This window comes from Streptomyces ferrugineus (assembly GCF_015160855.1).
Classification (GTDB): Bacteria; Actinomycetota; Actinomycetes; order Streptomycetales; family Streptomycetaceae; genus Streptomyces; species Streptomyces ferrugineus.
Genome location: NZ_CP063373.1, coordinates 1,937,460 through 1,960,589, shown reverse-complemented (window position 1 = coordinate 1,960,589; position 23,130 = coordinate 1,937,460). Strand labels below are relative to the sequence as shown.

Genomic DNA, 23,130 nt, shown 5'->3' with positions numbered 1-23,130 from the left:
TTCATAACTCCCCCGCAACTACAGCTCCTTACTACGTTCGTCACCTCATATCCGGCCGATCGAAGATTCCCGATCATGAGCGCCGATATCACCACGAACTTGGAAGGACGCTCCGTGAACCTGCTCCGCAAGCCCGGCGCCATCGCCGTCGCCGCGCTGGCCCTCGCCGCCTTGCCGTCGGTGGCCGCAGCGCACGACGGGAACCACCCGTTCGAGAACTGCACCGAGGCGTATGCCAACGGGTACGCCAACATCCGTGCGGGCGACGAGCATTACGGCTCCCACCTGGACCGCGACAAGGACGGCATCGGCTGCGACAAGCCGCCCGCGGACTTCGTGCCGGCGGAGGACCAGGGGGCGGGGTCCGGCGCCGGGGACGGCACGACGTCCGACGATGGGACGTCCGACGAGGCGACGTCCGACGAGGCGACGTCCGGCGACGGGACGGGGCAGGACGGCACCGACCTGGCCGCGACCGGTGGCGACGACAGCACGCCGTACATCGCGGCCGGCGGGGCGGCTGCCCTGCTCGCCGGCGGTGGGGTGCTGCTGGCGGTGCGCAGGCGTCGCGCCCCCCGCTGATGCCCTGCCGGTGACCATCTGCGCCACGCCGCGTTCCTTCGGGTGGGCGACTCACCCCGCCTCGCCCACCCGAAGGAGGGACACCGACGTGGACACGACCGCGTGGCAGACCACGATCCGGTTCGGCGACGCCGCTCACACCGCCCGGGAGGCCTGACATGGAGCCGGTGCTGCCGCGCGAGGAGTGGATCAGAACCCTTCCGCAGGCCATCGCCGCGTCCTGCGTGCTGCTCCTGGACCCCGAGGGCCGCATCCTGCTGCTGCGCTACGCCGAGGGCCAGCCGAGTGCCGGGACCTGGTGGCTGCCGGGCGGAATGCTCGACCACGGGGAGGACCCGCCGACAGCCGCACGCCGAGAACTGTACGAGGAGACCGGCATCGTCCTCGACCAGCCTCTTCGGTTCCTCGGCTACGACCACCGAGCCGACGTGAAGGGAACGGGCCCGGTGATCGACTTCTTCTTCCACGGCGGCACCCTCGCAGCCGGGCAGACGGTCAGGCACAGCCCCGAGCACGACCAGAACGGCCTCTTCTCCCTGCCCGAGTTGGAGACCACACCCCTGACGGCACACCTGCCGACGCTCACCGCCCTGCACACCGCCGCCCGCACCGGAACCGTCGTGTGCCTGCGGGAAGGGCGGCTCCCCTGACCGCGGTGCCGCAGCACGCCGCCGACGCACGCCCGAACGCCGCCACCCGGGACGGGATCGGCCGCCCGAACCGGCTCGTCCGAAGGCCTGGTGCGGGCGGGACCGGCTCAGTCGATATGGTCGGTGCGGTGGATGTACTCGCTGGACGGGTGGGTACGCATTCTCGGCCCGTACGGCTATGCCGTCGACTACATGTTCTGGCCCACCGTTCCGGTGAACGCATTCTGGGTTCGGTCGTGTACGGGCCCGGCTGCGCGGGGGTAGTTGCGAGCACTCGGCGGGCGAGCCCGAGCGCTCAGACGGCTTCCTCAATGGCCTCGAAGATGTCGGAGTCCGTTTCCTTCTGCCAGTCCGGCAGGTCCGGCCAGTCGGCGACGTAGCCCGGCTTCGGGTCCTCGAAGTGCTTGTACATCTGAGCCGTCCAACAGGTCGCGACGAAGCGGCCCTTCTGCTCACGCGTGAGTCGTGCCGCGTGGCCTCCGCTCAGGTCGAGGAACTGGCGAACCTGTGCGAACACGGCACCCGCAGCCTCACGCTCCCACTGAGGCGTGTCCTCCCAAGGTGTCACGTAGCTCGGCTTCGGCTCGCCGGGGAAGTGCTTGCGCACCCCCGCGATCCACGTTTCCCGGAACAGCCGAGCACCCTCGGTCTGCGGCATGCCTACCCCTCTCGTCAGGTCGAGCACAAGACGCCGATCTCGGCGCCCAGTTCCGTCACACGGCGATCCCGGCCCAGCAAACCGAGCTCCACTTGCAGCGCTTGGAGTCTACGGGCGACGTATCCGGAGCCTGACTGCTGAGCCAGTCGGAGTGCCTCGCGGGCATAGGTCACGGCCTGCTCGACGTCTCGGCGCTTCGCTCCGATCGCCGCGAGGTCTGTCAGGACGGCACCGCGACGCCGGAAGGACATGCCCTTGGACAGTGCTTCCGAATTGAGCGCACTCTGGAGTGTTGATTCCGCCAGGTCGAGGCGTCCGAGTTGGAGGTACCGGGCGCCACGCTCCTCGGCGAGGCGCGATCCGTCGAAGCGCAGCCATCCACCGTTGTGGATGGGGCCTGTCAGATCATCGACGCGTTGGGCCTCGTCGAGCGCGCGCTCACACTCGTCGAAGTCCCGTAGGCCGGCATAGGCCTCAGCCTGTACCGAAGCGACCCAGTGCCGCGTTGACAGGGAACTGTCGCCACGCACTGCGATCCTCCGCGCAGCTTCAAGCACGCTCGCGGCCTCATTGAACCGCTTCTCGTACACGTCCACGTACGCATGCCGGACCAGCGCACAGGCCCAGAGGTCAAAAGCGCGCGCATTATTGCTGGCCGAGGCCGCAACGGTGTAGGCGGCTGCCGCTTCTGTGTACCGATTGCCGTCGAAGGCCAGTTCCCCGGCGAGCTGGAAGAGATCTCCAGCTGCCTCGCACAGAGCGTCAGATCGGCGCGAGTAGTCAGTCTTCAAAGCATCGTTCAATGCGGCGAGTTGGTCCCGAACGACCCTGGTGACGGAGCCCTTCGAGCGGGCCAGTTGGTAGACCTGCCAGAGGTGGCCGTTCATACGGTGGAAGTCGTCAGTCGAACCACGCTCCGCCGTCTCTGTCATGGCTTGGGTGTACCTGCTGCCTGGACGCGGCGAGCAAGGTGGAGAGCGTCCATAGCAGCAACCCGTCTGCAGTGATCCGCAGCCTCAGCCGCGCCCGGAGGGCACAACGAGGGCACGACGGCGTCAGGCGGGTTCAACGACAACCAACGCCAGCAAACGTCATCCAGCCTGGTCAGCGACTTAGCTTGACAGTCTCTGCAGACAATGCACGAGAGGGCGGCACCCCCGCACAGGATGCCGCCCTCCTTGGTGATCCGGAGCCGCCGCCCATCGGTCTTGAGGGTCGGGGACGGGCGGCGGCTCCGGGGTCTTCGTGGCCGTTGGGCCTGTTCGTGGCCGTCGAACCTGTTCGTGGCCGTCAGGCCTAGCGGTGGTCGCTGCCCTCCGACTGGGTCGCGGCCCGGCCGGCCTCCAGTCGGGCCACCGGGATCCGGAACGGCGAGCAGGAGACGTAGTCGAGGCCGACCTCGTGGAAGAAGTGGACCGACTCGGGGTCGCCGCCGTGCTCGCCGCAGACGCCGAGCTTCAGGTCGGGGCGGGTCTCCCGGCCCGCCTTCGCCGCCGCTGCGACCAACGAACCCACGCCGTCCTTGTCGATCGTCTCGAACGGGCTGACGCCGAAGATGCCCTTCTCCAGGTACGCCGTGAAGAACGAGGCCTCCACGTCGTCCCGGCTGAAGCCCCACACCGTCTGGGTGAGGTCGTTCGTGCCGAAGGAGAAGAACTCCGCCGCTTCCGCGATCTGACCTGCCGTCAGCGCGGCGCGCGGCAGTTCGATCATCGTGCCGATCGACAGCTTCAGCTTCGCGCCGGTCCGCGCCTCGACCTCCGCGATGACCTGGTCGGCCTCCTCGCGGACGATCTCCAGCTCCTGGACGGTGCCGACGAGCGGGATCATGATCTCGGCGCGCGGGTCGCCCTTGGCGTTCTTGCGCTCGGCGGCCGCTTCCGCGATCGCGCGGACCTGCATCGTGAACAGGCCCGGGATCACAAGACCCAAACGCACACCCCTCAGACCCAGCATCGGGTTCTGCTCGTGCAGCCGGTGCACCGCCTGGAGCAGGCGCAGTTCGTTCTCGTGCGGCTCCTGGCGGGACTCCGCCAACGCGACACGCACCGACAGCTCCGTGATGTCGGGCAGGAACTCGTGCAGCGGCGGGTCGAGGAGACGGATCGTCACCGGGAGGCCGTCCATCGCCGAGAACAGCTCGACGAAGTCCTTCTTCTGGAGCGGCAGCAGCGCCTTCAGGCTCTCCTCGCGCTCGGCCTCCGTGTCGGCCAGGATCAGCCGCTCGACCAGCTCACGGCGGTCGCCGAGGAACATGTGCTCGGTGCGGCACAGACCGATGCCCTGCGCGCCGAAACGACGGGCGCGCAGCGCGTCCTCGGCGTTGTCCGCGTTGGCGCGCACCCGCAGGCGGCGCTTGCGGTCGGCGAAGGCCATGATGCGGTGCACGGCCTCGACCAGTTCGTCGGCGTCCTGGGCGCCCGCGTGCATCCGGCCCTCGAAGTACTCCACGACGGGGGACGGGACCACCGGGACCTCGCCCAGGTAGACCTTGCCGGACGAGCCGTCGATCGAGATGACGTCGCCTTCCTCCACCACGTGTCCGCCGGGGACCGTCATCCGGCGCCGCTTGGTGTCGACCTCCAGCTCCTCCGCGCCGCACACGCACGTCTTGCCCATGCCGCGCGCGACCACGGCCGCGTGGGACGTCTTGCCGCCGCGGGAGGTCAGGATGCCTTCCGCCGCGATCATGCCGTCGAGGTCGTCGGGGTTGGTCTCACGGCGGACCAGGATGACCTTCTCGCCCGAGCGCGACCACTTCACGGCCGTGTACGAGTCGAAGACCGCCTTGCCGACCGCCGCGCCGGGCGAGGCCGCGATGCCCCGGCCGACCTGCTCGACCTTCGCCTCGTCGTCGAACTTCGGGAACATCAGCTGCGCGAGCTGGGCGCCGTTGACGCGCTGGAGCGCCTCCGCCTCGTCGATCAGGCCCTGGTCGACGAGCTGGGTCGCGATACGGAAGGCCGCGCCCGCCGTGCGCTTGCCGACCCGGGTCTGGAGCATCCACAGCTGACCGCGCTCGATGGTGAACTCGATGTCGCAGAGGTCCTTGTAGTGGTTCTCCAGGGTCTCCATGATCTGCATGAGCTGGTCGTACGACTTCTTGTCGATCGACTCCAGCTCCGCGAGCGGCACGGTGTTGCGGATGCCCGCGACCACGTCCTCGCCCTGGGCGTTCTGGAGGTAGTCGCCATAGACGCCCTGGTGGCCCGAGGCGGGGTCACGGGTGAAGGCGACGCCCGTGCCGGAGTCGGGGCCCAGGTTGCCGAAGACCATCGAGCAGACGTTCACGGCCGTGCCCAGGTCGCCGGGGATGCGCTCCTGGCGGCGGTAGAGCTTGGCCCGGTCGCCGTTCCAGGAGTCGAAGACCGCCTTGATGGCGAGGTCCATCTGCTCGCGCGGGTCCTGCGGGAAGTCCCGGCCCGCCTCCTTCTTGACGATCTTCTTGAAGGCGGTGACCAGTTTCTTCAGGTCGGCGGCCTCCAGGTCGGTGTCGACCGTGACCTTCTTGGCGTCCTTGGCCTTGTCGAGGGCCTCTTCGAAGAGGTCGCCGTCGACGCCGAGGACGGTCTTGCCGAACATCTGGATGAGGCGTCGGTAGGAGTCCCACGCGAACCGCTCGTCGCCGGCCTGGTCGGCGAGGCCCTTCACGGACTTGTCGGAGAGTCCGATGTTGAGGACCGTGTCCATCATGCCGGGCATGGAGAACTTCGCGCCGGAGCGGACCGAGACCAGCAGCGGGTTGTCGGGCTGACCGAGCTTCTTGCCCATGCGGGATTCGAGGGCGTCGAGGTGCGCACTCACCTCGTCACGCAGTGCCGCGGGCTCCTCGCCGCTGTCGAGGTAGACCTTGCAGGCTTCCGTCGTGATCGTGAAGCCCGGGGGAACAGGGAGCCCCAGGTTGGTCATCTCGGCGAGGTTGGCTCCCTTGCCACCCAGGAGGTCCTTGAGGTCCTTGTTTCCCTCGGTGAAGTCGTAAACGAACTTCGCTACGTGGGGTTCTTTGTTTTCCGACACGGTCTCGACTCCCTCGAGGACGTGGTGGCTGCCCTGACGGCGAGGAACATACCCAGATCGAAGGCGCCTGGGTACGTCTACTCACGCGTCATGCGCCTGTAACCACCCGTCCGCCAGTGGATCGAAAGTCAAAGCTTGGCAAGCCGTGACGGGCGGATGTTTTCACTTCTTGAACGCAAGCGTGCCCACGGGTGCGGAATTTCGCTCAGATGAGCGCCCTTACCGCACGTCTGATTTCGATCGATGAACGATCAAGGGGTGGCACGGAGTGCCACCCCTTGGAGAAGTGCAGTCGCTCAAGATCCGCTCATCTGAGCGCAACCCTTATCAAGGGTGGCGAGAATCACGCTCCCACAGCCGCCCGGATTTCACCATGCGGACGCGGCGCAAAACGGAAACACGCCCGTCATACGCCCATCCCGAGCAGCCGCTCCTCCACCCGCTCGGGCGCGTAGAGATGCTCCACGACCAGCGCCCCGGCCCCGATCAGCCCGGCCCGCTCCCCCAGCTTCGAGGTCACCACGTCCAGATGAGCGGTGGAGCGCGGCAGCGCCCGCTGGTACAGCAGCTCCCGTACGCCGGTGAGGAACGGCGTCCCGGCCAGATCCCCGGCGATCATCAGCACCCCGGGGTTGAGCAGCGTCACCACGGTCGCCAGCACATCCCCGACCTGCCGCCCGGCCTCCCGTGCCAGCGCGGCCGCCCCCGGATGCCCCGACGCCAGCAGGTCCCGCACATCCGAGCCGGAGGCCGCCGGCACGCCGGTCTCGGCCAGCCGCCGGGCCACCGCACCGCCGCTGGCGACGGCGGCCAGGCAGCCGTACGAACCACACCGGCACTGCGCGTCGGCGCCCACCCGGATGTGCCCGATGTCGCCCGCGCCGCCGTCGATCCCGCGGAACACCGAGCCGTCCACCACGACCCCGGCGCCGATCCCGGTCGACACCTTGACCAGTACGAAGGCCGAGCACCGCGGATATCCCGTGCGCTGTTCGCCGTACGCCATGAGATTGGCGTCGTTGTCGACGAGGACCGGCACCGGTCCGGCGCCCGTCTGCTCGCCGAAGGCCCTGGCCAGCCGCCCTCTTATGTCGTAGCCGTCCCAGCCCGGCATGATCGGCGGCTGGACGACCCGGCCGGTCTCGCTGTCCACCGGCCCCGGCACCGCGAGCCCGATGCCGCACACCTCCCCGGCCTGCCGTCCGGCCTTCTCCAGCAGCTCGGCGAACCAGTGCGCCAGCTCGCCCAGCACCGCCTGCGGCCCGTCCTCGACGACCAGCGTGCCGCTGTGCTCGGCGAGGATCTCGCCGGTCAGCGACAGTACGGCGGCACGGGCGTGCCGGGTCTCCAGGTCGGCGGCGAGGACCACGGCGTGGGTGTCGTCGAACTCCAGGGTGATGGCGGGGCGCCCGCCCAGCGGGGAGTCCACGGGACCGCCGGCCCCCTCGCGCAGCCAGCCGGCGCGGAAGAGCCGGTCCAGGCGCTGGCCGACGGTGGCACGGGACAGCCCGGTCGCCTGCTGAAGTGCTCCGCGTGTGACGGCCCGTCCGCTCCGCACCAGTTCGAGGAGTTCCCCGGCGCTCGCCTGGCCCCGTGCGCTCATGCACACCCCCTTGTGTTTCTCAAGCTTGCATTACATATTGGGTTTTGCGTGTTAACTAGACGTAACTCTATGGTGGCGCTGACCGAACCGGTCGGCCGGACGTCTTTCGGGGAGCCCCGAGTGGATCGCACTGCCCAACTCACCGCCCGTCCCACGGACCGTGACATCGCATACGATCCACCGCCCACGGCCGACTCGCCGCACGTCAGAGCCGCCAAGGTGCTGGAGGCCAACTGGACCGGAGCGTCGACGGTCCCCTCCCGCGGCCTGTACCCGCACCAGTGGTCCTGGGACTCGGCGTTCATCGCGATCGGCCTGCGGCACCTCTCGCCGTTACGGGCGCAGACCGAACTGGAGACGCTGCTGGACGCCCAGTGGGGCGACGGGCGGATCCCGCACATCGTCTTCAACCCCTCCGTGCCGCTCGACGCCTACTTCCCGAGCCCCGACTTCTGGCGCTCCTCGACCGCCGGGCGCACCACCGGCGCCCCGCGCACCGTACAGACCTCCGGCATCGTGCAGCCACCGGTGCACGCGCTGGCCGCCTGGCTGGTGCACCGCGCCGACCCGGGCCTGTCCCGGGCGCGCGGCTTCCTCGCCCGGATGTATCCCCGCCTGGCCGCCTGGCACCGCTATCTGCTGCACCGCCGCGACCTCGGCGGCGCCGGCCTCGCGTCCGTCGTGCACCCCTGGGAACAGGGCATGGACAACAGCCCCTGCTGGGACGCGCCCCTGAGCCGGGTCACGCCCGCCCCGGCCCGCTCCTTCCGCCGCGCCGACCTCGCACACGGCGCACCCGAGGACCGGCCGACGGATCTGGACTACGGGCGGTATGTGCGCCTCGCGACGGAGTACCGGGACCGGGGATACGTGGACGGCCCGGGCCAGTTCGCGGTCGAGGACCCGGCGTTCAACGCCCTGCTGATCGCCTCCGAGCACGCGCTGGCCGGGATCGCGACGGAACTGGGCGCGACGGGCACGGCCCGGCACGCGCGCGCCGAACGCCTGACGGCGGCGCTGATCGACCGGATGTGGGACCCGGCGAGGGAGATGTTCCTCTGCCATGACGTGCGGTCGGGCAGGCTCATCGCCGAACGCAGCGTCGCGGGCCTGATCCCCCTACTCCTCCCCACCCTGCCGCGCGACATCGCCACCGCCCTGGTCCGCACGGCACACGGCCCGCACTTCGGCCTCGGCGCCACGACCCGCCTCGCCCCGTCGTACGACCTGCTGGGCGAGGCCTTCGACCCGCACCGCTACTGGCGGGGCCCGGCCTGGTTCAACACCAACTGGCTGCTGGAGCGCGGCCTGCGCACCCACGGCGAGCGCAACCGGGCCGACGCCCTGCGCGCGGCGATGCTCGACCTCGCCGCCGCCTCCGACTTCGCCGAGTACGTCGATCCGTACACCGGCGAGGCCTGCGGGGCCACCGGCTTCGGCTGGACGGCCGCGCTCACGCTCGATCTGCTGCACGACTTCGAGAAGCCCAGGGACACCAAGGGAGGGAGCCGGGGATGACGGACCGTCATCATCTGCTCGTGTACGGGGGAACGTTCGCCGCCGTGGGCGACGGCGGGGACATCAGCGGCGTACGGGCCGCCGGCTCTCCGGAAGGGTTGTTCGTACGGGACGCCCGGCATCTGAGCCGCTGGCAGCTCACCGTGGACGGGGCGGTGCCCGAGACGCTCTCCCCCGTGGCCGACGGCGACACGGCACGGTGTGTGCTGGTCCCGCGCGGCGGACGCGACGAGCCGCCCGCGTACACGCTCTTCCGTGAACAGGCCGTGGGAGACGGCTCGTTCGTCGAATCCCTCCGGGTCACCAGCAACCGCCCGGTGCCGACGACGATCCGTCTCGCGCTCACCGCGGACGCCGACTTCACCGACCAGTTCGAGCTGCGCTCCGACCACCGCACCTACGCCAAGACCGGCGCCACCCGATCCCGCCAAGTCCTGGAACACGGCGTGGAGTTCGCCTACCAGCGAGGCGAATGGCGCTCGGTGACGACGGTGACGGCCGACCCCGTCCCCGACGCCGTGGAGGAGACCGGAACCGGCGCCCGCCGCCTGGTCTGGGCCCTCGACCTCGAACCGCACAGCACGGCGGAGCTGACCCTGCGGGTGATGGCCCGCCCGCACGGCGACAAACGAGCCCTGCGCGTCCCCCGCTCCCCCGCCGCCCTGTCCGCCCAACTCCTCTCCCTGGAGGGCGAGTTCGTGGAGGGCGTGGCCTTCCCGACGGGCTGGCCCGAGCTGGCCGCCGCCTGTGCCCGCGGCCTGGCCGACCTGGCCACGCTCGAGGTCCCGGCGAAGGGGCCCGACGGCGAGGAACTGCGCGTCCCCGCGGGGGGCGCCCCCTGGTTCCTGACCCTGCTGGGCCGCGACGCCCTGCTCACCTCGCTCTTCGCCCTCCCCTACCGCCCCCGGCCGGCCGCGGCCACCCTCGCGGCGCTGGCCGCGACCCAGGCGACGCGGACCGGCGTCGACGCGGTCTGTCAGCCCGGCAAGATCGTGCACGAGGTACGGCACGGCGAACTGGCGCACTTCGGCCAGGTGCCGTACGGCCGTTACTACGGCTCGGTGGACGCGACGCCGCTGTTCCTGATCCTCCTGGGCGCGTACGTGGAGCAGACGGCCGACACCGCGCTCGCCCGCCGCCTGGAGCCCCACGCCCGAGCGGCGATCGCCTGGATGCTGGACCACGGCGGCCTCACCACCCGCGGCTATCTGGTCTACCGCGCCGACCAGGGCGGCCTGGCCAACCAGAACTGGAAGGACTCCCCCGGCGCCATCTGCTCCTCCGACGGCACCCGCCCCGCCGGCCCGGTCATGGCGGCGGGCGCCCAGGGGTACGCCTACGACGCCCTGCGCCGCACGGCCTGGCTGGCGCGCACGGTGTGGCAGGACGCGACGTACGCCGCGCTCCTGGAGCAGGCGGCCGGCGACCTCCGGGACCGCTTCCAGCGGGACTTCTGGATGGCGGAGCACTCCTTCCCGGCGCTGGCGCTGGACGGCGCGGGCGGCCAGGTGGACGCGCTGGCCTCGGACGCCGGGCACCTGCTCTGGTCCGGACTGCTGGACAAGGAGTACGGCGAGCTGGTGGGCCGCCGGTTGTTGGAGCCCGACTTCTTCTCGGGCTGGGGCGTGCGCACGCTGGCCTCGGGCCAACCGGCGTATCACCCCCTCTCCTATCACCGCGGCTCGGTCTGGCCGCACGACAACGCGCTGATCACCCTGGGGCTGGCCCGCTACGGCCTGCACGACGAAGCCCGTACGGTGGCCCACGCGCTGGTCGACGCGGCGACGACGACCGGGCACCGGCTGCCGGAGGTGCTGGCGGGCTACGGCCGCGACACGCACGCGGAGCCGGTGCCGTACCCGCACGCCTGCGTCCGCGAATCCCGCTCGGCGGCGGCGCCGTTGGCGCTGCTGACGGCGGTGGGCGGGGCGTAGCCCTCCGGGGTGCGCGGGTTCTGCGGCCTCGGCTTCGCCTTCGGCCGGATGTCGTTCCCACCCGCACCGCCCGTGCGGCCATCGTCGTCGGGTGCGGGTGGCCCCTGTGCCGCGTCCTCGCCGTCGGCGGCCGCGGGTCCGTTGGCCTGGCGTTTGCCGAGCGTTTGCCGAGCTGTGGGGCGTGGTGGCTGAACATCGGCCGAGGTGGGGCCGTAGGAGGAAATGGCGGGCCCTCAGCCTCCCCAGCGTGGCCCGCCACACCACTCCAACAGGGGCCTCGCACGGAAGGACCTTCGGGTGCCTGTCTTCACGCGCCAACGCCAACTCCCCGGTCCCAACGACGAGCCGGCACCCGACGACGAAAGCGAAACGGGTGGTGCGGGTGGGAACGACTCGGCCGAAGGCGAGACCGAGGCCGAGGCCGACAACCCCCCGTATCCGCCCCGCCGCCCCTACCTCCGCTGGGCCCTCACCCTCCTCGCCGCCGCCCTCATATACGTCTGCCTGCAGATGCCGAACACCCTCGGCAACCTCAGACTCCGAGAGTTCGTACGCCTCCCCGCGGAGGCCGTCATCGGTGCCGCCGTCCTTCTGAGCCTCCCCCGCCGCCCCCGCATCATCGCCGCGGCGACCACGGGCGCGGCCCTGGGCGCCCTCACCGTCCTCAACGTGCTGGACATGGGATACAACGAATACCTGGGCCGGCACTTCAACATCGTCCTGGACTGGGAACTCCTCGACGACGCCCAGTCGTACATGAAGGACTCCCTCGGCGGCACGACCACCGTCCTGCTCACCATCGGCGTCATCGTCCTCGCCGTACTCCTGACGGCCCTCGTCGCGCTGGCCACCGTCCGCGTCGCGAACGTGCTGGCCCGTCACAAGGCGGACGCGTCCAGGGGCACCCTGATCGCCGGCACCGTCTGGATCACCTGCACGGCGTTCGGCCTCCAGATTGCCGGTGTGCCGTTCGCCGCGGACCACACCGCCGGCGTGGTCAAGGTGCACGCGGCCCGGGCGATGGACACCCTGCGCGACGAGGCGCAGTTCGCGAAGGACGCGAAGGCCGACACCTTCGGCGGCACCCCGCCCGCCGAGCTGGTCCCCGACCTGCGCGGCAAGGACGTCATCTTCACGTTCATCGAGAGCTACGGCCGCAGCGCGCTCGAGGACCCCGAGATCGCACCCGGCGTCACGAGCACCCTCGACACGAGCAACGCGGCCCTCACGAAGGCCGGCTACCACGCCAGGAGCGGCTGGCTGACATCGGCGACCTTCGGCGGCAGCAGCTGGCTCGGCCACTCCTCGACCCTCTCCGGCCTGTGGATCGACAACCAGCAGCGCTACCGCACCGTCATGGCCAGCGACCATCTGAGCCTCACCAAGGTCTTCAAGAAGACCGGCGACTGGGACACGGTCGGGGTGATGCCAGGCGTGCAGAAGGGCTGGCCGGAGCAGGAGTACTACGGCCTCGACAAGGTCTACAACGCCTTCCAACTGGGCTACAAGGGGCCGAAGTTCAGCTGGTCGACGATGCCCGACCAGTACGCCCTGGAGGCCTTCCAGCGTCAGGTGCACGGCAAGAAGCGCGACAAGCCGCTGATGGCGGAGATCATCCTGACCTCCAGTCACCAGCCCTGGGCGCCGCTCCCGAAGATGGTCGGCTGGGACAACCTGGGCGACGGCTCGGTCTTCAAGGGCATCGAGAAGTCCGGCACGAAACCGTCGGACATCATCTCCGACTCCACCCGCTCCAAGCAGGAGTACGGCAAGTCGATCTCGTACTCCGTCACCAGCCTCACCCAGTGGCTGGAGCGCTACGGCACGGACGACACCGTCCTCGTCTTCCTGGGCGACCACCAGCCGATGTCCCGGGTCAGCGGCACCAGGGCCAGCCGGGACGTCCCGATCTCGATCGTCGCCAAGGACCCGAAGGTGCTGGACAAGATCGCCGACTGGAACTGGACGGACGGCCTCCAGCCCGCCGCCAAGGCCCCCGTGTGGAAGATGAGTTCCTTCCGGGACCGCTTCCTGACGGCGTACGGCTCGACCCCGCACCCCTCGAAGGACTGATCAGCCGCCGGAGGTGTCCAGCTCCGCGTCCTCGCTCACGCCCGCGCAGTCGTACGGGTCCTTCAGCCAGCCGTCCGGCAGCACCACCCGGTTGTTGCCGGACGTACGGCCGCGGGGCCCGCCGGCGCCGGCGGGCCACGGCTGGTCCAGGTCCAGCTCGTCCAGCCCGGACCGGAGTTCGGCCAGCGAGGAGGTGACGGCGAGCCGCTTGCGCATCTCGGACCCGACCGCGAAGCCCTTCAGATACCAGGCGACATGCTTGCGGAAGTCGATGACACCGCGCGCCTCGTCCCCGATCCACTCGCCGAGCAGGGTCGCGTGGCGCACCATGACGTCGGCGACCTCGCGCAGGGCAGGCCGCGCGCCGCATCCATCAGTGCCTCCGGCACGGGCCTGATCCCGCCCCTCGAAGGCCGCGACCAGATCCGAGAACAGCCACGGCCGCCCCAGGCACCCCCGCCCGACGACGACCCCGTCGCACCCGGTCTCCCGCACCATCCGCACCGCGTCCTCGGCCGACCAGATGTCGCCGTTGCCGAGCACGGGGATCTCCGGCACGTGCTCCTTCAGCCGCGCGATGGCGTCCCAGTCGGCCGTGCCCCCGTAGTGCTGGGCGGCGGTACGGCCGTGCAGCGCGATGGCCGTCACGCCCTCCTCGACGGCGATCCGCCCGGCGTCGAGGTAGGTGATGTGATCGTCGTCGATGCCCTTGCGCATCTTCATCGTGACCGGCAGATCGCCCGCCCCGCTCACGGCCTCCCGCAGGATCGCCCGCAGCAGATTCCGCTTGTACGGCAGCGCGGAGCCGCCGCCCTTGCGGGTCACCTTCGGCACCGGGCACCCGAAGTTCAGGTCGATGTGATCGGCCAGCCCCTCCTCCGCGATCATGCGGACGGCCTTGCCTACGGTGGCCGGGTCGACGCCGTACAGCTGGATCGAGCGCGGCTTCTCCGTCGCGTCGAAGTGGATGAGCTGCATGGTCTTCTCGTTGCGCTCGACCAGCGCCCGGGTCGTGATCATCTCGCTGACGAACAGCCCCTTGCCGCCGCTGAACTCCCGGCACAGGGTGCGGAAGGGCGCGTTGGTGATCCCGGCCATGGGGGCCAGGACGACGGGCGGCCGGACGGGGTGCGGGCCGATCCGCAGGGGCTCGGCGACGGGCGGGACGGTCATGGGCATTCCCCCATTCTCACGCACTGAACAGGGTGCGGCGAAATTCATTAGTTAGGCGTACTATTCAAGGATGCCCGAGCTCAGCGCACGTCGCCGGGTGCTGGTCCTCGCGATCTGCTGTATGAGCCTGCTGATCGTGAGCCTCGACACCACGGCTCTCAATGTCTCCCTGCCCGCCATGCAGCGCGACCTCGGCGCCAGTACCTCGGGCCTGCAGTGGACGATCGACGCGTACACCCTCGTCCTGGCCTCCCTGCTGATGCTGGCCGGCTCCACCGCCGACCGGATCGGCCGCAAACGCGTCTTCATGACCGGCCTGGTCCTGTTCACCATCGGCTCGGCCCTGTGCTCCGCCGCACCGAGTCTCGAATCGCTGATCGTCTTCCGGATGGTGCAGGCGGTGGGCGGCTCGATGCTCAACCCGGTCGCGATGTCGATCATCACCAACACCTTCACGGACCCGCGCGAGCGGGCGCGGGCGATAGGCGTCTGGGGCGGGGTCGTCGGCATCTCGATGGCCGCGGGGCCGATGATCGGGGGCCTGCTCGTGGACTCGGTGGGCTGGCGCGCGATCTTCTGGGTCAATCTGCCGGTGGGCCTGGCCGCCCTTCTGCTCACCCTGCGCTTCGTCCCCGAGTCCCGCGCCCCCAAGGCCCGCCGCCTCGACCCGGTCGGCCAGCTCCTGGTGATCGCGCTGTTCGGCTCATTGACGTACGCGATCATCGAGGCGCCGAACGCCGGGTTCGCGTCGGTGCTGCCGTTCGCCGCGCTCGCGCCGGCTGCCCTGCTGGGCCTCCTCTGGTACGAGCCACGCCGTGCCGAGCCCCTGATCGACCTGCGGTTCTTCCGGTCGGCGCCGTTCAGCGGGGCGACGGTGATCGCGATCGGGGCGTTCGCGGGGCTGGGCGGGTTCCTGTTCCTGTCGACGCTGTATCTGCAGAACGTGCGCGGGCTGGACGCGCTGCACGCGGGCCTGTGGATGCTGCCGATGGCGGCGCCGACCCTCCTGTGCGCGCCGTTGTCCGGGCGGCTGGTCGGCAGCCGGGGGCCGCGGCTGCCGTTGCTGGTCGCGGGCACGGCGATGACGGCCAGCGCGGCCCTGTTCGCGCTCTTCGACGCCGAGACGTCGAACGTCACGCTGATCATCGGGTACGCGCTGTTCGGCGTGGGGTTCGGGTTCGTCAACGCGCCGATCACGAATACGGCGGTGTCCGGGATGCCGCGTGCGCAGGCCGGTGTCGCGGCCGCCGTCGCCTCCACCAGCCGTCAGTTGGGGCAGACCCTGGGTGTTGCGGTGGTCGGTGCGGTGTTGGCTGCGGGGGTGGGCTATTGGATCATCACCGGGTGTGCGCTCATGGTGCTCGTGGTGGGTGTGGTGACCAGCGGTCCGTGGGCACGGCGCACTGCTGAACGTACGGCTGAGAGGCTGGAGTCGGCGGAGGTTCGCGAGGCGTCTCGGGTTGTCGCGTAGTCTGGCGGCTGCCGGCCGGTGGGGGTTGATCGCGCAGTTCCCCGCGCCCCTCAGGGGGTTGCCCTCGCCAGCGATATCTCGTGCAGCCTCTTGAGGCGCTCTCCCGACTCCCCGTCCGCCGGCACATACGTCACCATCCTCGGCCCCGACTCCGGGCTCAGCCACAGGTCCGTGTGGTCGAGCACCAGCCGTCCCACGTGCCGGTTGATGAATTCCTTCCGCTTGCTGCGGTGGGCCACCACCTCGTGGCGGTCCCATGCCTCGCGGAACTCGTGGGACTCGGTGCGCAGGCGCTTGAGGAGCATCTTCCAGGCGGGCTCTCCGAGATGGCCGGCCATCGCGGCGCGGAAGCGGGCGGCCATGAGGCGCTGGGTCTCGCCGAGGTGCACGATCGAGGACTGCCACTCCTGGTTGGTGTAGGAGAGGATCATGCAGTTGCGGTCCTCGGGCGGCACCGTCTCCAGGTCGCACAGGAGCAGGCCGTAGGTGCGGTTGTGGGCGAGGATGTCGTACCTGCTGTTCTGCAGACAGGCCGGGTACGGCTCCAGTTGCTCCAGTACGGCCCGCATCACCGGGGTCACCGACGGGCAGGTCGTCGCCGGGGTCGGGTCCACGGCGCCGGCCAGCTGGAAGAGGTGGGAGCGCTCGCTGGGGTCGAGCATCAGGGTGCGGGCGAGGGCGTCGAGGACCTGCACGGAGACCTGGATGTCGCGGGCCTGCTCGAGCCAGGTGTACCAGGTGACGCCGACCGCCGAGAGCTGGGCGACCTCCTCGCGGCGCAGGCCGGGTGTGCGGCGCCGGCGGCCGCGGGGCAGGCCGACCTGCTCGGGGGTGAGGTGTTCGCGGCGGTGGCGCAGGAAGGCGGCGAGTTCGTGGCGGCGGATCGCCGACGCCGCCGTGGAGCGGGGGGTCTGTGTCGCCGTGTCCTCGGCCATGGTGGTCATTCCTCCAGCCTGCCGTCGTCCGGAACCTGTTTCCAGGTGGTTCCGCTACCAGGATAAGAACACTCTGGTACCACCCTGGCGGGGCTCGCAGGCTCGTAACCGTGACCGAAACCATCACTGCGCACAAGGTCCGGACCGACGCGGCGGCACCCTCGCTGGGCGGCCTCGGACTGTTCACGGTGCTGCTCGCGGCGGCACTTCCGCTCATCGACTTCTTCATCGTCAACGTGGCCCTGCCCACCATCGGCCACGACCTCGCGGCGAGCGAGTCCGTGCTCGAACTGGTCGTCGCGGGCTATGGGCTGGCGTACGCCGTGCTGCTGGTCCTCGGCGGACGGCTCGGGGACCTGTTCGGCCGACGGCGGCTCTTCCTGGGCGGCATGGCGGCGTTCGGACTGACCTCGCTGGCGTGCGGGCTCGCGCCCAGCGCGTGGACGCTCGTCGCGGCGCGGGTCGCGCAGGGCGCGGCGTCGGCGGCGATGCTGCCGCAGGTGCTCGCGACCATTCAGGCGGCGACGGCCGGTCAGCGGCGGGCGAAGGCGATGGGGCTGTACGGCGCCACGGCCGGCCTGTCGATGGTGGCCGGGCAGATCCTCGGCGGCGTCCTGGTCGCGGCCGACATCTGGGGCACCGGCTGGCGCTCGGTGTTCCTGGTGAACGTGCCCGTCGTCCTCGTCGGCCTCTTCCTGGCCGCCCGCGCCGTCCCGGAGACCCGCTCCCAGCACCCGGAACCGGTCGACGGCCCCGGCACGGTCCTGCTGGCCGCCGCCCTGCTGACGCTGCTGGCCCCGCTCACCGAGGGCCGGGCGGCGGGGTGGCCGCTGTGGACGTGGCTGTCGCTGGCGGCGTTCCCGTTCGTGGCGGCGGCGTTCTACGCGGTGGAGCGCAGGGCGGACCGCGCGGGCCGTACGCCGCTGGTGCCGCCGAGCCTGTTCGAGCTGGTGTCGCTGCGGCGGGGTCTGGTGATGATCGTGCCGTTCTCGATCGGCTTCAGCGGTTTCATGTTCGTGATCGCGGTGGCGTTGCAGCAGGGGGCGGGGCTCGGTCCGGTCGGGGCGGGGCTGGCGCTGGTGCCGATGGCGGTGGCGTTCTTCTTCGTCTCGCTGGCCGGTCCGCGGCTGGTGGCTCGCCATGGCACCCGCGTCGTGACCGCCGGTGCGGCGATCCAGGCGGTGGGCGTGGGCGTGATCGCCTTGACCGCCTGGCGCTCCTGGCCGGATCTCGGTCTGCTCGAACTGCTCCCCGGCGCGGCGATCGCCGGCGCGGGCCAGGCCCTGCAACTGCCCGTCATCTTCCGGATCGTGCTGTCCGAGGTGCCGCCGGCGCGGGCGGGGGTGGGCAGCGGGGTGATGATCACGACCCAGCAGTCGGCGCTGGCGCTGGGTGTGGCGACCCTGGGCACGCTGTTCCTCTCCCTGGTCCCGGGGGCGGGCATGCGGGACGCCCTGGTCACAACACTGTTGGTCCAGCTGGCCGGTGTGGCGCTGACAGGGCTGCTCAGCCTGCGGCTGCCGCGGACCGTCGGCTGAGCGACTTGTGAGGGTGTGGCCACAGGTTGGTCAACTCACGGGGCCGCACCCCCTGTTGATGTTGGTCTTGCTGCACACTCCTTGCTGCGCAAACGGACTCGATGTCCTCGGACGCTGGAGGCGTCATGCTGGAGATCAACACGAGCAAGGTGAGCCGCTGGGACCAACACGGCCGGGAGCACGTCGTGCGGGTGCAGCGCAAAGGGGCGCAGCGCACGATCAGATGCGACACCTGCGGCTGGCGCAAGAGCGCGCAGTTCCTGCCGTGGCTGAAGGCGGAGGAACATCTGGCGGAGGCGCACCAGGCGACGGTGGACCCGACGGAGGGGGCGGAGGCGGGCAACCCGTAGTCGGGGCTGAGACACGGGGGCGCACCGGCGGTCGGTACGCAGGAGCCTGGTGACGGCTAGTCCGCCCGCAGACCCCGCATCAGCAACTCCACCACGGCCTCGAACTCCTCCTCCACCCCGGGCCGTTTCCACTCCTGCGCGTAGCCGGGGTCGTGGAAGCGGCCCGTGGCCTGGAAGAGGGCGCGGGCGGTGGTCGCCGGGTCCTCGGCGCGGAAGGTGCCGGCGTCGACGCCGGCCTGGACGATCCGGGTGAGCTGCGCGGTCAGGTCGGCGATGTGTTCGCCGACCACGGTGCCGCTCTCGCCGGTCAGCACCGTGTACGTCGCGAACAGCTCGGGGTCGTCGCCCGCCTTGTGCCGCTTGGCCTCGAACAGGGCCGTGAGCCAGTCGCGCAGCCGGGCCTGTGGATCGCGGTCCTCGGCGGCGGCGATCCCGGAGAGGGCCGCGGAGCTGCGGTCCAGCCACCGCTTCGTCACCGCCTCCCGCAGCGCCGCCTTCGTCCGGAAGTGCCGGTAGACGCTGCCGTGGCTGACGCCGAGCACCCGGGCCACGTCGACCACGGTGGCCTTGGCCGGGCCGTGCCGGCGCAGCACCTCCTCGGTGGCTTCGAGGATGCGCTCGGCGGTCAGGGTCTCGGGGGTCGGTGCCATGGGTCAGACGGTACCTGGCGGCCCGGCCGCTACCTGCTGCCGAGGTGGGACATCTGTGCGGCCGGGTAGCGGTCGCCCGCGGCCGCGTCCGCCGGCACCGCCTCCTCGATCGCCGCGAGGTCGGCCGCGTCCAGTGTGACGTCCAGCGCGCCCAGCGACTCGGTGAGCCGCTCGCGGGTGCGGGCGCCGACGAGCGGCACGATGTCCTCGCCCCGGGAGAGCACCCAGGCGATGGCGATCTGGGCGACGGAGACGCCCTTCCGCTCGGCGATCTTCCGCAGTGCCTCGACGAGGTCCAGGTTGTGCCGGAGGTTCTCGCCCTGGAAGCGCGGTGAGATCGCCCGGAAGTCGTCGGCGGCGAGCTGCCGGTCGCGGGTGAAGTGGCCGGAGATCAGACCGCGGGAGAGCACGCCGTAGGCGGTGATGGAGATGCCCAGCTCACGGGTGGTCGGCAGGACCGACTCCTCGATGCCGCGGGAGATCAGGGAGTACTCGATCTGCAGGTCGGCGATGGGAGCGGTGGCGGCGGCCCGGCGGATGGTCTCGGCGCCGACCTCACTGAGGCCGATGTGGCGGACGTATCCCTTCTCGATCAGTTCCGAGATCGCGCCGACCGTCTCCTCGATCGGTACGTCGGGGTCGAGCCGGGCGAGCCGGTAGACGTCGATGTGGTCTACGCCGAGGCGCTGGAGGGAGTAGGCGGCGAAGTTCTTCACGGCGGCCGGGCGGCCGTCGCTTCCGGACCAGCCGCCGTCCGGGCCCCGCAGCGCACCGAACTTCACGCTGACCAGGGCGTTCTCGCGCAGCTCGGTGGGGGCGGCGCGCAGGGCCTCGCCGATCAGCATCTCGTTGTGGCCCATGCCGTAGAAGTCGCCGGTGTCGAGCAGGGTCACGCCCGCGTCGAGGGCGGCGTGCAGGGTGGCGATCGACTCGGCCCGGTCCGCGACGCCGTACAGCGCGGACATGCCCATGCAGCCGAGACCGAGGGCGGAGACGTGGGGGCCGGTGGTTCCGAGGGTGCGGGTTCGCATCGTCATGCCTCCACCATGCCCTAACGAATGACAGATTTCAATATCTGTTATTCCATACTTGTCCGCGCCGGCCTCGCCTGGTGCGCCGCGCGGCGGCTGCCGCACACGAGCGACGACTCCTGGGTCGGAGACGTGGCGCCCGTGTGCGTCTCGGCGCCACCATGCGGCCGGAGCTGAACGAAGGGGTCTGGATCGCGGTGCCCCACATCGAGGTCACGGCCGAAGGGCCGGCATCCGCGTCGAGGGCCGCCACATCCTCCGGCCCACCGGCCCCGGACTGGGCGGGAACGGCCCCGGACAGGGAGCTCTTCGGCGATCCCGTCGCCGGCTTCTGCCCCCGGTACCGCCTAGTCGCGCCCGCCGGCGTACAGGGCGGCGAACAGCCCGTGGACGCGGGGGCCGTCCGGCAGTTGCCAGGCGCCGCCGATATGGCCGGTGGCTCCCTCGGGGAGCAGCGCCGTGGCCTGCGGGGCGGGGCGCAGGGCCCGGTGCAGCCGGAGGGTCGTGCCGTCCGTGGCGGTCAGCCGGGTGCCCTCGGCGTCGTCCGCGACGAGGGCCCTGTCCTCCGTCGCCGTGAGTCCCGGGCCGGTGCAGGAGCGGGTGACCTCGCGGTCCTCGGTGTCGGTGAGGCTCTGCGCCTGGGCCCGGGCCCTCCCCTCGACCAGGGCCCACAACTGGGCGACCAGCACCGGGTCGTGGCAGCCGTCGTAGGCCCAGCGAGGGCCCAGCACCCCGTGCTCCGCGGTCCCGACGAGGGCGTGCTCCGCGCCGTCGAGCGGGGCGCCGCGATAGGTGAGCGGGACGAAATAGCTGACCGGCTCGGGGCCCGACACATCCGTGGTCACCATGAACTCGATCCCGACCTCGCCCTCGGGGTCGTCCAGCCGGAAGCCGCCGGACTTCTCCAGGCGGGGTTCACCGCCACCGGCGTACCAGGGGCGGGTGGGCAGCCACGAGGTGAGCAGTTCCAGCTTGGTCGGCTTGAGTGTGGTGCGGTGAATGATGGCCATGGCGAAGGCTCTCACGGAGAACCGGCCCCCTGGTACGCTTTTTCGCACCATGATGATCATGACGATGACGTACTTCTTCCACCTGCGCTAGTCGCTCCGTCGGCACGACGCGGATCACCCGGCGCCGACGATGCGGGACGGTCTCCACCAGTTCGCCGTCCCGGGCTGCGACGTGGGAGAAGACTCATCATGCGCTCATCGCGCGTGTCCTTGGTGGCTCGGTGCGTCCGCGGGCTGGAGCCCGCACTCGGCACCGAGATTCTGCGGACCGGTTCCGCGACCATCGACCGGATCGGCCACCGCGAGGTGGCGTTCCGCACCGACGACGACACCCCCTTGCTGCGGACCGCCGACGACGTCTTCGTGTCGGCGGCCCGCCGGCCCGACATCGGCCCGCACAAGACCGACCTGCCCGCCCTGGCCGAGATGGCGCGTGCGGTCGATCTCGAAGACCTGGCGCGAGAACGCCGGGGCTTCGGCGACGGCATCGAGATCTCGGCGTCCTTCCTGGGACGCAGGACATACAACCGGTACGACATCGAGGACACCGTCGGCCGGGTCCTGGCCGAGCGCACCGGGGTGCCGTACCACTCACGCCGGCACGGCGAGCCGCCCCCGCCCGGCCACAGCGGCTGGCGGCTGACGCTGGACGGCACCCACGCCACCCTGCTGCTGCGCCTGGGACGGCGCCCGGCGCACCGGCGCGGCTACAAGAGCGCGACGATCCCGGGCACCCTGCACCCACCGGTCGCCGCCGCCATGGCCCAGGCGGCCGAACTGCGGCCGGGACAGCGGGTGCTGGACCCGTGCTGCGGCGCGGGGACGCTGCTGATCGAGGCCCATCACACGGCGCCGGGCACCACACTGCTCGGCTTCGACCTCGACCCGGCCGCGCGCCGGGCGGCACGCCAGAACGCGGGCCCGCTGCCGGTCACCATCCGGCGCGGCGACGCCGGCGCCCTCCCCCTCGACAACCGCAGCGTCGACCGCGTGCTGTGCAACCCGCCCTGGGGCGAACAGGTCGACGCGGGCGGCCGCCTCGTCGGGCACCCTGAGCGCTGGTGGCACGAACTCGCCCGGGTCCTCACCGCGGACGGCCGCGCGATCGTGCTGCTCCCCGAGGCACACGGCCTCGCCGACGCCCTGGCCGTCGGCCTGTCCCCCGTCCACGTACAGCAACTGAGCCTGTCCGGCAGCCGCCCACTGCTGATCCACCTGCAACGCCGCCGCCACCGCGGACGTGCTACCGGGCAGTGACCGCCAGCTTCGCCCCCAGCGCCACGAACGATCCCGCGAAGGTCCGCCGCAGCCATGTCATCACCCGGGGCCGGGAGGTGACATGGCTGCGCACGGACGCGGCGAGCACCCCGTACGCCGCGAAGACCACGAACGTCACCGCCATGAACACCCCGCTGAGCGCCAGCATGCGCGGCAGCGCGTTCGCCTCGCCCGGGTCCACGAACTGCGGGAGAAAGGCGAGGAAGAACACCGTCAGCTTCGGGTTGAGGATGTTGATCAGCACCCCGCGCATGATCACCCGCCCTGAGGAGAGCGGCGCGGCCCGCTCGTCGACCGCGATGCCCTCCTTGTCCCTGAGCGTCGCCCAGGCCATGTACAGCAGGTAGGCGACACCGGCGTACTTCAGGATCTGGAAGGCGGTCGCGCTGGCGTGCAGCAGCGCGGCGACGCCGGTGATCGTGGCCAGCATGTGCGGCACGATCCCGAGCGTGCACCCGAAGGCGGCCACGACACTCGCGCGACGGCCGCGGGAGAGACCTGCGGCCAGGGTGTAGACGACGCCGGTGCCGGGGGTGGCGACCACGACGAGGGTGGTCAGCAGGAACGCGATGCTCATGCGGGCCAGCCTGTCGGCGTGGCGGTCCCCGTTACAGGGCCAATGCGATGCCTGTATCGAGGGCCACCACGCGAAACGCGGC

General features: G+C 70.8%; 19 protein-coding genes. 9 read left to right on the top strand and 10 right to left on the bottom strand.

Going from position 1 to position 23,130, the window contains the following annotated elements:
* Nucleotides 1–114: 114 nt before the first annotated feature.
* Nucleotides 115–582, top strand: a complete 468-nt coding sequence (locus tag IM697_RS08935; protein WP_228044576.1) for an excalibur calcium-binding domain-containing protein — start codon at nt 115–117, stop codon at nt 580–582.
* Nucleotides 583–740: 158 nt separating this feature from the next.
* The gene (locus tag IM697_RS08930; protein ID WP_194046323.1) at nt 741–1,232 is read left to right on the top strand and encodes an NUDIX hydrolase; all 492 of its coding nucleotides are present in this window, start codon (nt 741–743) and stop codon (nt 1,230–1,232) included.
* 295 nt (nt 1,233–1,527) lie between these two features.
* Here the strand turns inward: IM697_RS08930 and IM697_RS08925 are convergent, their stop codons facing one another.
* The 4 genes from IM697_RS08925 to IM697_RS08910 form a co-directional block, all read right to left on the bottom strand.
* Nucleotides 1,528–1,890 carry a hypothetical protein gene (locus tag IM697_RS08925; protein WP_194046321.1) on the bottom strand — a complete coding sequence of 121 codons (363 nt, stop codon included), beginning with the start codon at nt 1,888–1,890 and terminating at the stop codon, nt 1,528–1,530.
* Nucleotides 1,891–1,904: 14 nt separating this feature from the next.
* The gene (locus IM697_RS08920) at nt 1,905–2,822 is read right to left on the bottom strand and encodes an NsdA family TPR-like regulatory protein (protein WP_194046319.1); all 918 of its coding nucleotides are present in this window, start codon (nt 2,820–2,822) and stop codon (nt 1,905–1,907) included.
* A 364-nt stretch (nt 2,823–3,186) separates the two neighbouring features.
* Nucleotides 3,187–5,907, bottom strand: a complete 2,721-nt coding sequence (gene ppdK / locus IM697_RS08915; protein WP_194046317.1) for a pyruvate, phosphate dikinase — start codon at nt 5,905–5,907, stop codon at nt 3,187–3,189.
* A gap of 406 nt (nt 5,908–6,313) precedes the next feature.
* Nucleotides 6,314–7,510 (bottom strand): ROK family transcriptional regulator, encoded by a 1,197-nt coding sequence (locus IM697_RS08910; RefSeq protein ID WP_194046315.1) that lies wholly within the window; start codon nt 7,508–7,510, stop codon nt 6,314–6,316.
* Nucleotides 7,511–7,630: 120 nt separating this feature from the next.
* Between IM697_RS08910 and IM697_RS08905 the strand changes: the two genes are divergently transcribed.
* The 3 genes from IM697_RS08905 (at nt 7,631) to IM697_RS08895 (ending at nt 13,035) form a co-directional block, all read left to right on the top strand.
* On the top strand, nt 7,631–9,028 hold the full coding sequence (locus tag IM697_RS08905) for an MGH1-like glycoside hydrolase domain-containing protein (RefSeq protein ID WP_194046313.1): 1,398 nt from the start codon (nt 7,631–7,633) through the stop codon (nt 9,026–9,028).
* Nucleotides 9,025–10,962, top strand: coding sequence for an amylo-alpha-1,6-glucosidase (locus tag IM697_RS08900; RefSeq protein ID WP_194046311.1), 1,938 nt, complete (start codon nt 9,025–9,027; stop codon nt 10,960–10,962). The genes IM697_RS08905 and IM697_RS08900 overlap by 4 nt, the downstream gene beginning before the upstream one ends.
* A 297-nt stretch (nt 10,963–11,259) precedes the next feature.
* Nucleotides 11,260–13,035, top strand: coding sequence for an alkaline phosphatase family protein (locus IM697_RS08895; protein ID WP_194046309.1), 1,776 nt, complete (start codon nt 11,260–11,262; stop codon nt 13,033–13,035).
* On the opposite strand, the gene dusB is transcribed toward IM697_RS08895, so the two are convergent.
* On the bottom strand, nt 13,036–14,208 hold the full coding sequence (dusB, locus tag IM697_RS08890; protein WP_228044574.1) for a tRNA dihydrouridine synthase DusB: 1,173 nt from the start codon (nt 14,206–14,208) through the stop codon (nt 13,036–13,038). It abuts the gene before it with no gap.
* A 70-nt stretch (nt 14,209–14,278) separates the two neighbouring features.
* On the opposite strand from dusB, the gene IM697_RS08885 reads away from it, so the two are divergent.
* Nucleotides 14,279–15,679 (top strand): MFS transporter, encoded by a 1,401-nt coding sequence (locus IM697_RS08885; protein ID WP_194046304.1) that lies wholly within the window; start codon nt 14,279–14,281, stop codon nt 15,677–15,679.
* Between the two features lie 50 nt (nt 15,680–15,729).
* Here the strand turns inward: IM697_RS08885 and IM697_RS08880 are convergent, their stop codons facing one another.
* Complete coding sequence (locus IM697_RS08880) at nt 15,730–16,623, bottom strand: helix-turn-helix transcriptional regulator (protein WP_194046302.1); 894 nt, start codon at nt 16,621–16,623, stop codon at nt 15,730–15,732.
* Nucleotides 16,624–16,724: 101 nt separating this feature from the next.
* Between IM697_RS08880 and IM697_RS08875 the strand changes: the two genes are divergently transcribed.
* Together IM697_RS08875 and IM697_RS08870 are read left to right on the top strand one after the other, a co-directional pair.
* Nucleotides 16,725–18,152: an MFS transporter gene (locus tag IM697_RS08875; protein ID WP_194046301.1), complete on the top strand. Its 1,428-nt coding sequence runs from the start codon at nt 16,725–16,727 to the stop codon at nt 18,150–18,152.
* Between the two features lie 125 nt (nt 18,153–18,277).
* Complete coding sequence (locus IM697_RS08870; protein ID WP_194046300.1) at nt 18,278–18,502, top strand: hypothetical protein; 225 nt, start codon at nt 18,278–18,280, stop codon at nt 18,500–18,502.
* A 56-nt stretch (nt 18,503–18,558) separates the two neighbouring features.
* Here IM697_RS08870 and IM697_RS08865 read toward each other — a convergent pair whose 3' ends face one another.
* The 3 genes from IM697_RS08865 to IM697_RS08855 all read right to left on the bottom strand — a co-directional run bounded on the left by IM697_RS08865 (nt 18,559) and on the right by IM697_RS08855 (nt 21,193).
* Nucleotides 18,559–19,152, bottom strand: a complete 594-nt coding sequence (locus tag IM697_RS08865) for a TetR/AcrR family transcriptional regulator (RefSeq protein WP_194046299.1) — start codon at nt 19,150–19,152, stop codon at nt 18,559–18,561.
* A 29-nt stretch (nt 19,153–19,181) separates the two neighbouring features.
* Entirely contained in the window at nt 19,182–20,189 is a 1,008-nt protein-coding gene (locus tag IM697_RS08860) for an aldo/keto reductase (protein WP_194046298.1), read from the bottom strand.
* A 341-nt stretch (nt 20,190–20,530) separates the two neighbouring features.
* The gene (locus IM697_RS08855; RefSeq protein WP_194046297.1) at nt 20,531–21,193 is read right to left on the bottom strand and encodes a maltokinase N-terminal cap-like domain-containing protein; all 663 of its coding nucleotides are present in this window, start codon (nt 21,191–21,193) and stop codon (nt 20,531–20,533) included.
* A 189-nt stretch (nt 21,194–21,382) separates the two neighbouring features.
* Here IM697_RS08855 and IM697_RS08850 point away from each other — a divergent pair, with 189 nt between their 5' ends.
* Complete coding sequence (locus IM697_RS08850; RefSeq protein WP_194046296.1) at nt 21,383–22,450, top strand: methyltransferase domain-containing protein; 1,068 nt, start codon at nt 21,383–21,385, stop codon at nt 22,448–22,450.
* Here the strand turns inward: IM697_RS08850 and IM697_RS08845 are convergent.
* Nucleotides 22,437–23,048 carry a LysE family translocator gene (locus tag IM697_RS08845; RefSeq protein WP_194046295.1) on the bottom strand — a complete coding sequence of 204 codons (612 nt, stop codon included), beginning with the start codon at nt 23,046–23,048 and terminating at the stop codon, nt 22,437–22,439. The genes IM697_RS08850 and IM697_RS08845 overlap by 14 nt on opposite strands.
* Nucleotides 23,049–23,130: the final 82 nt, after the last annotated feature.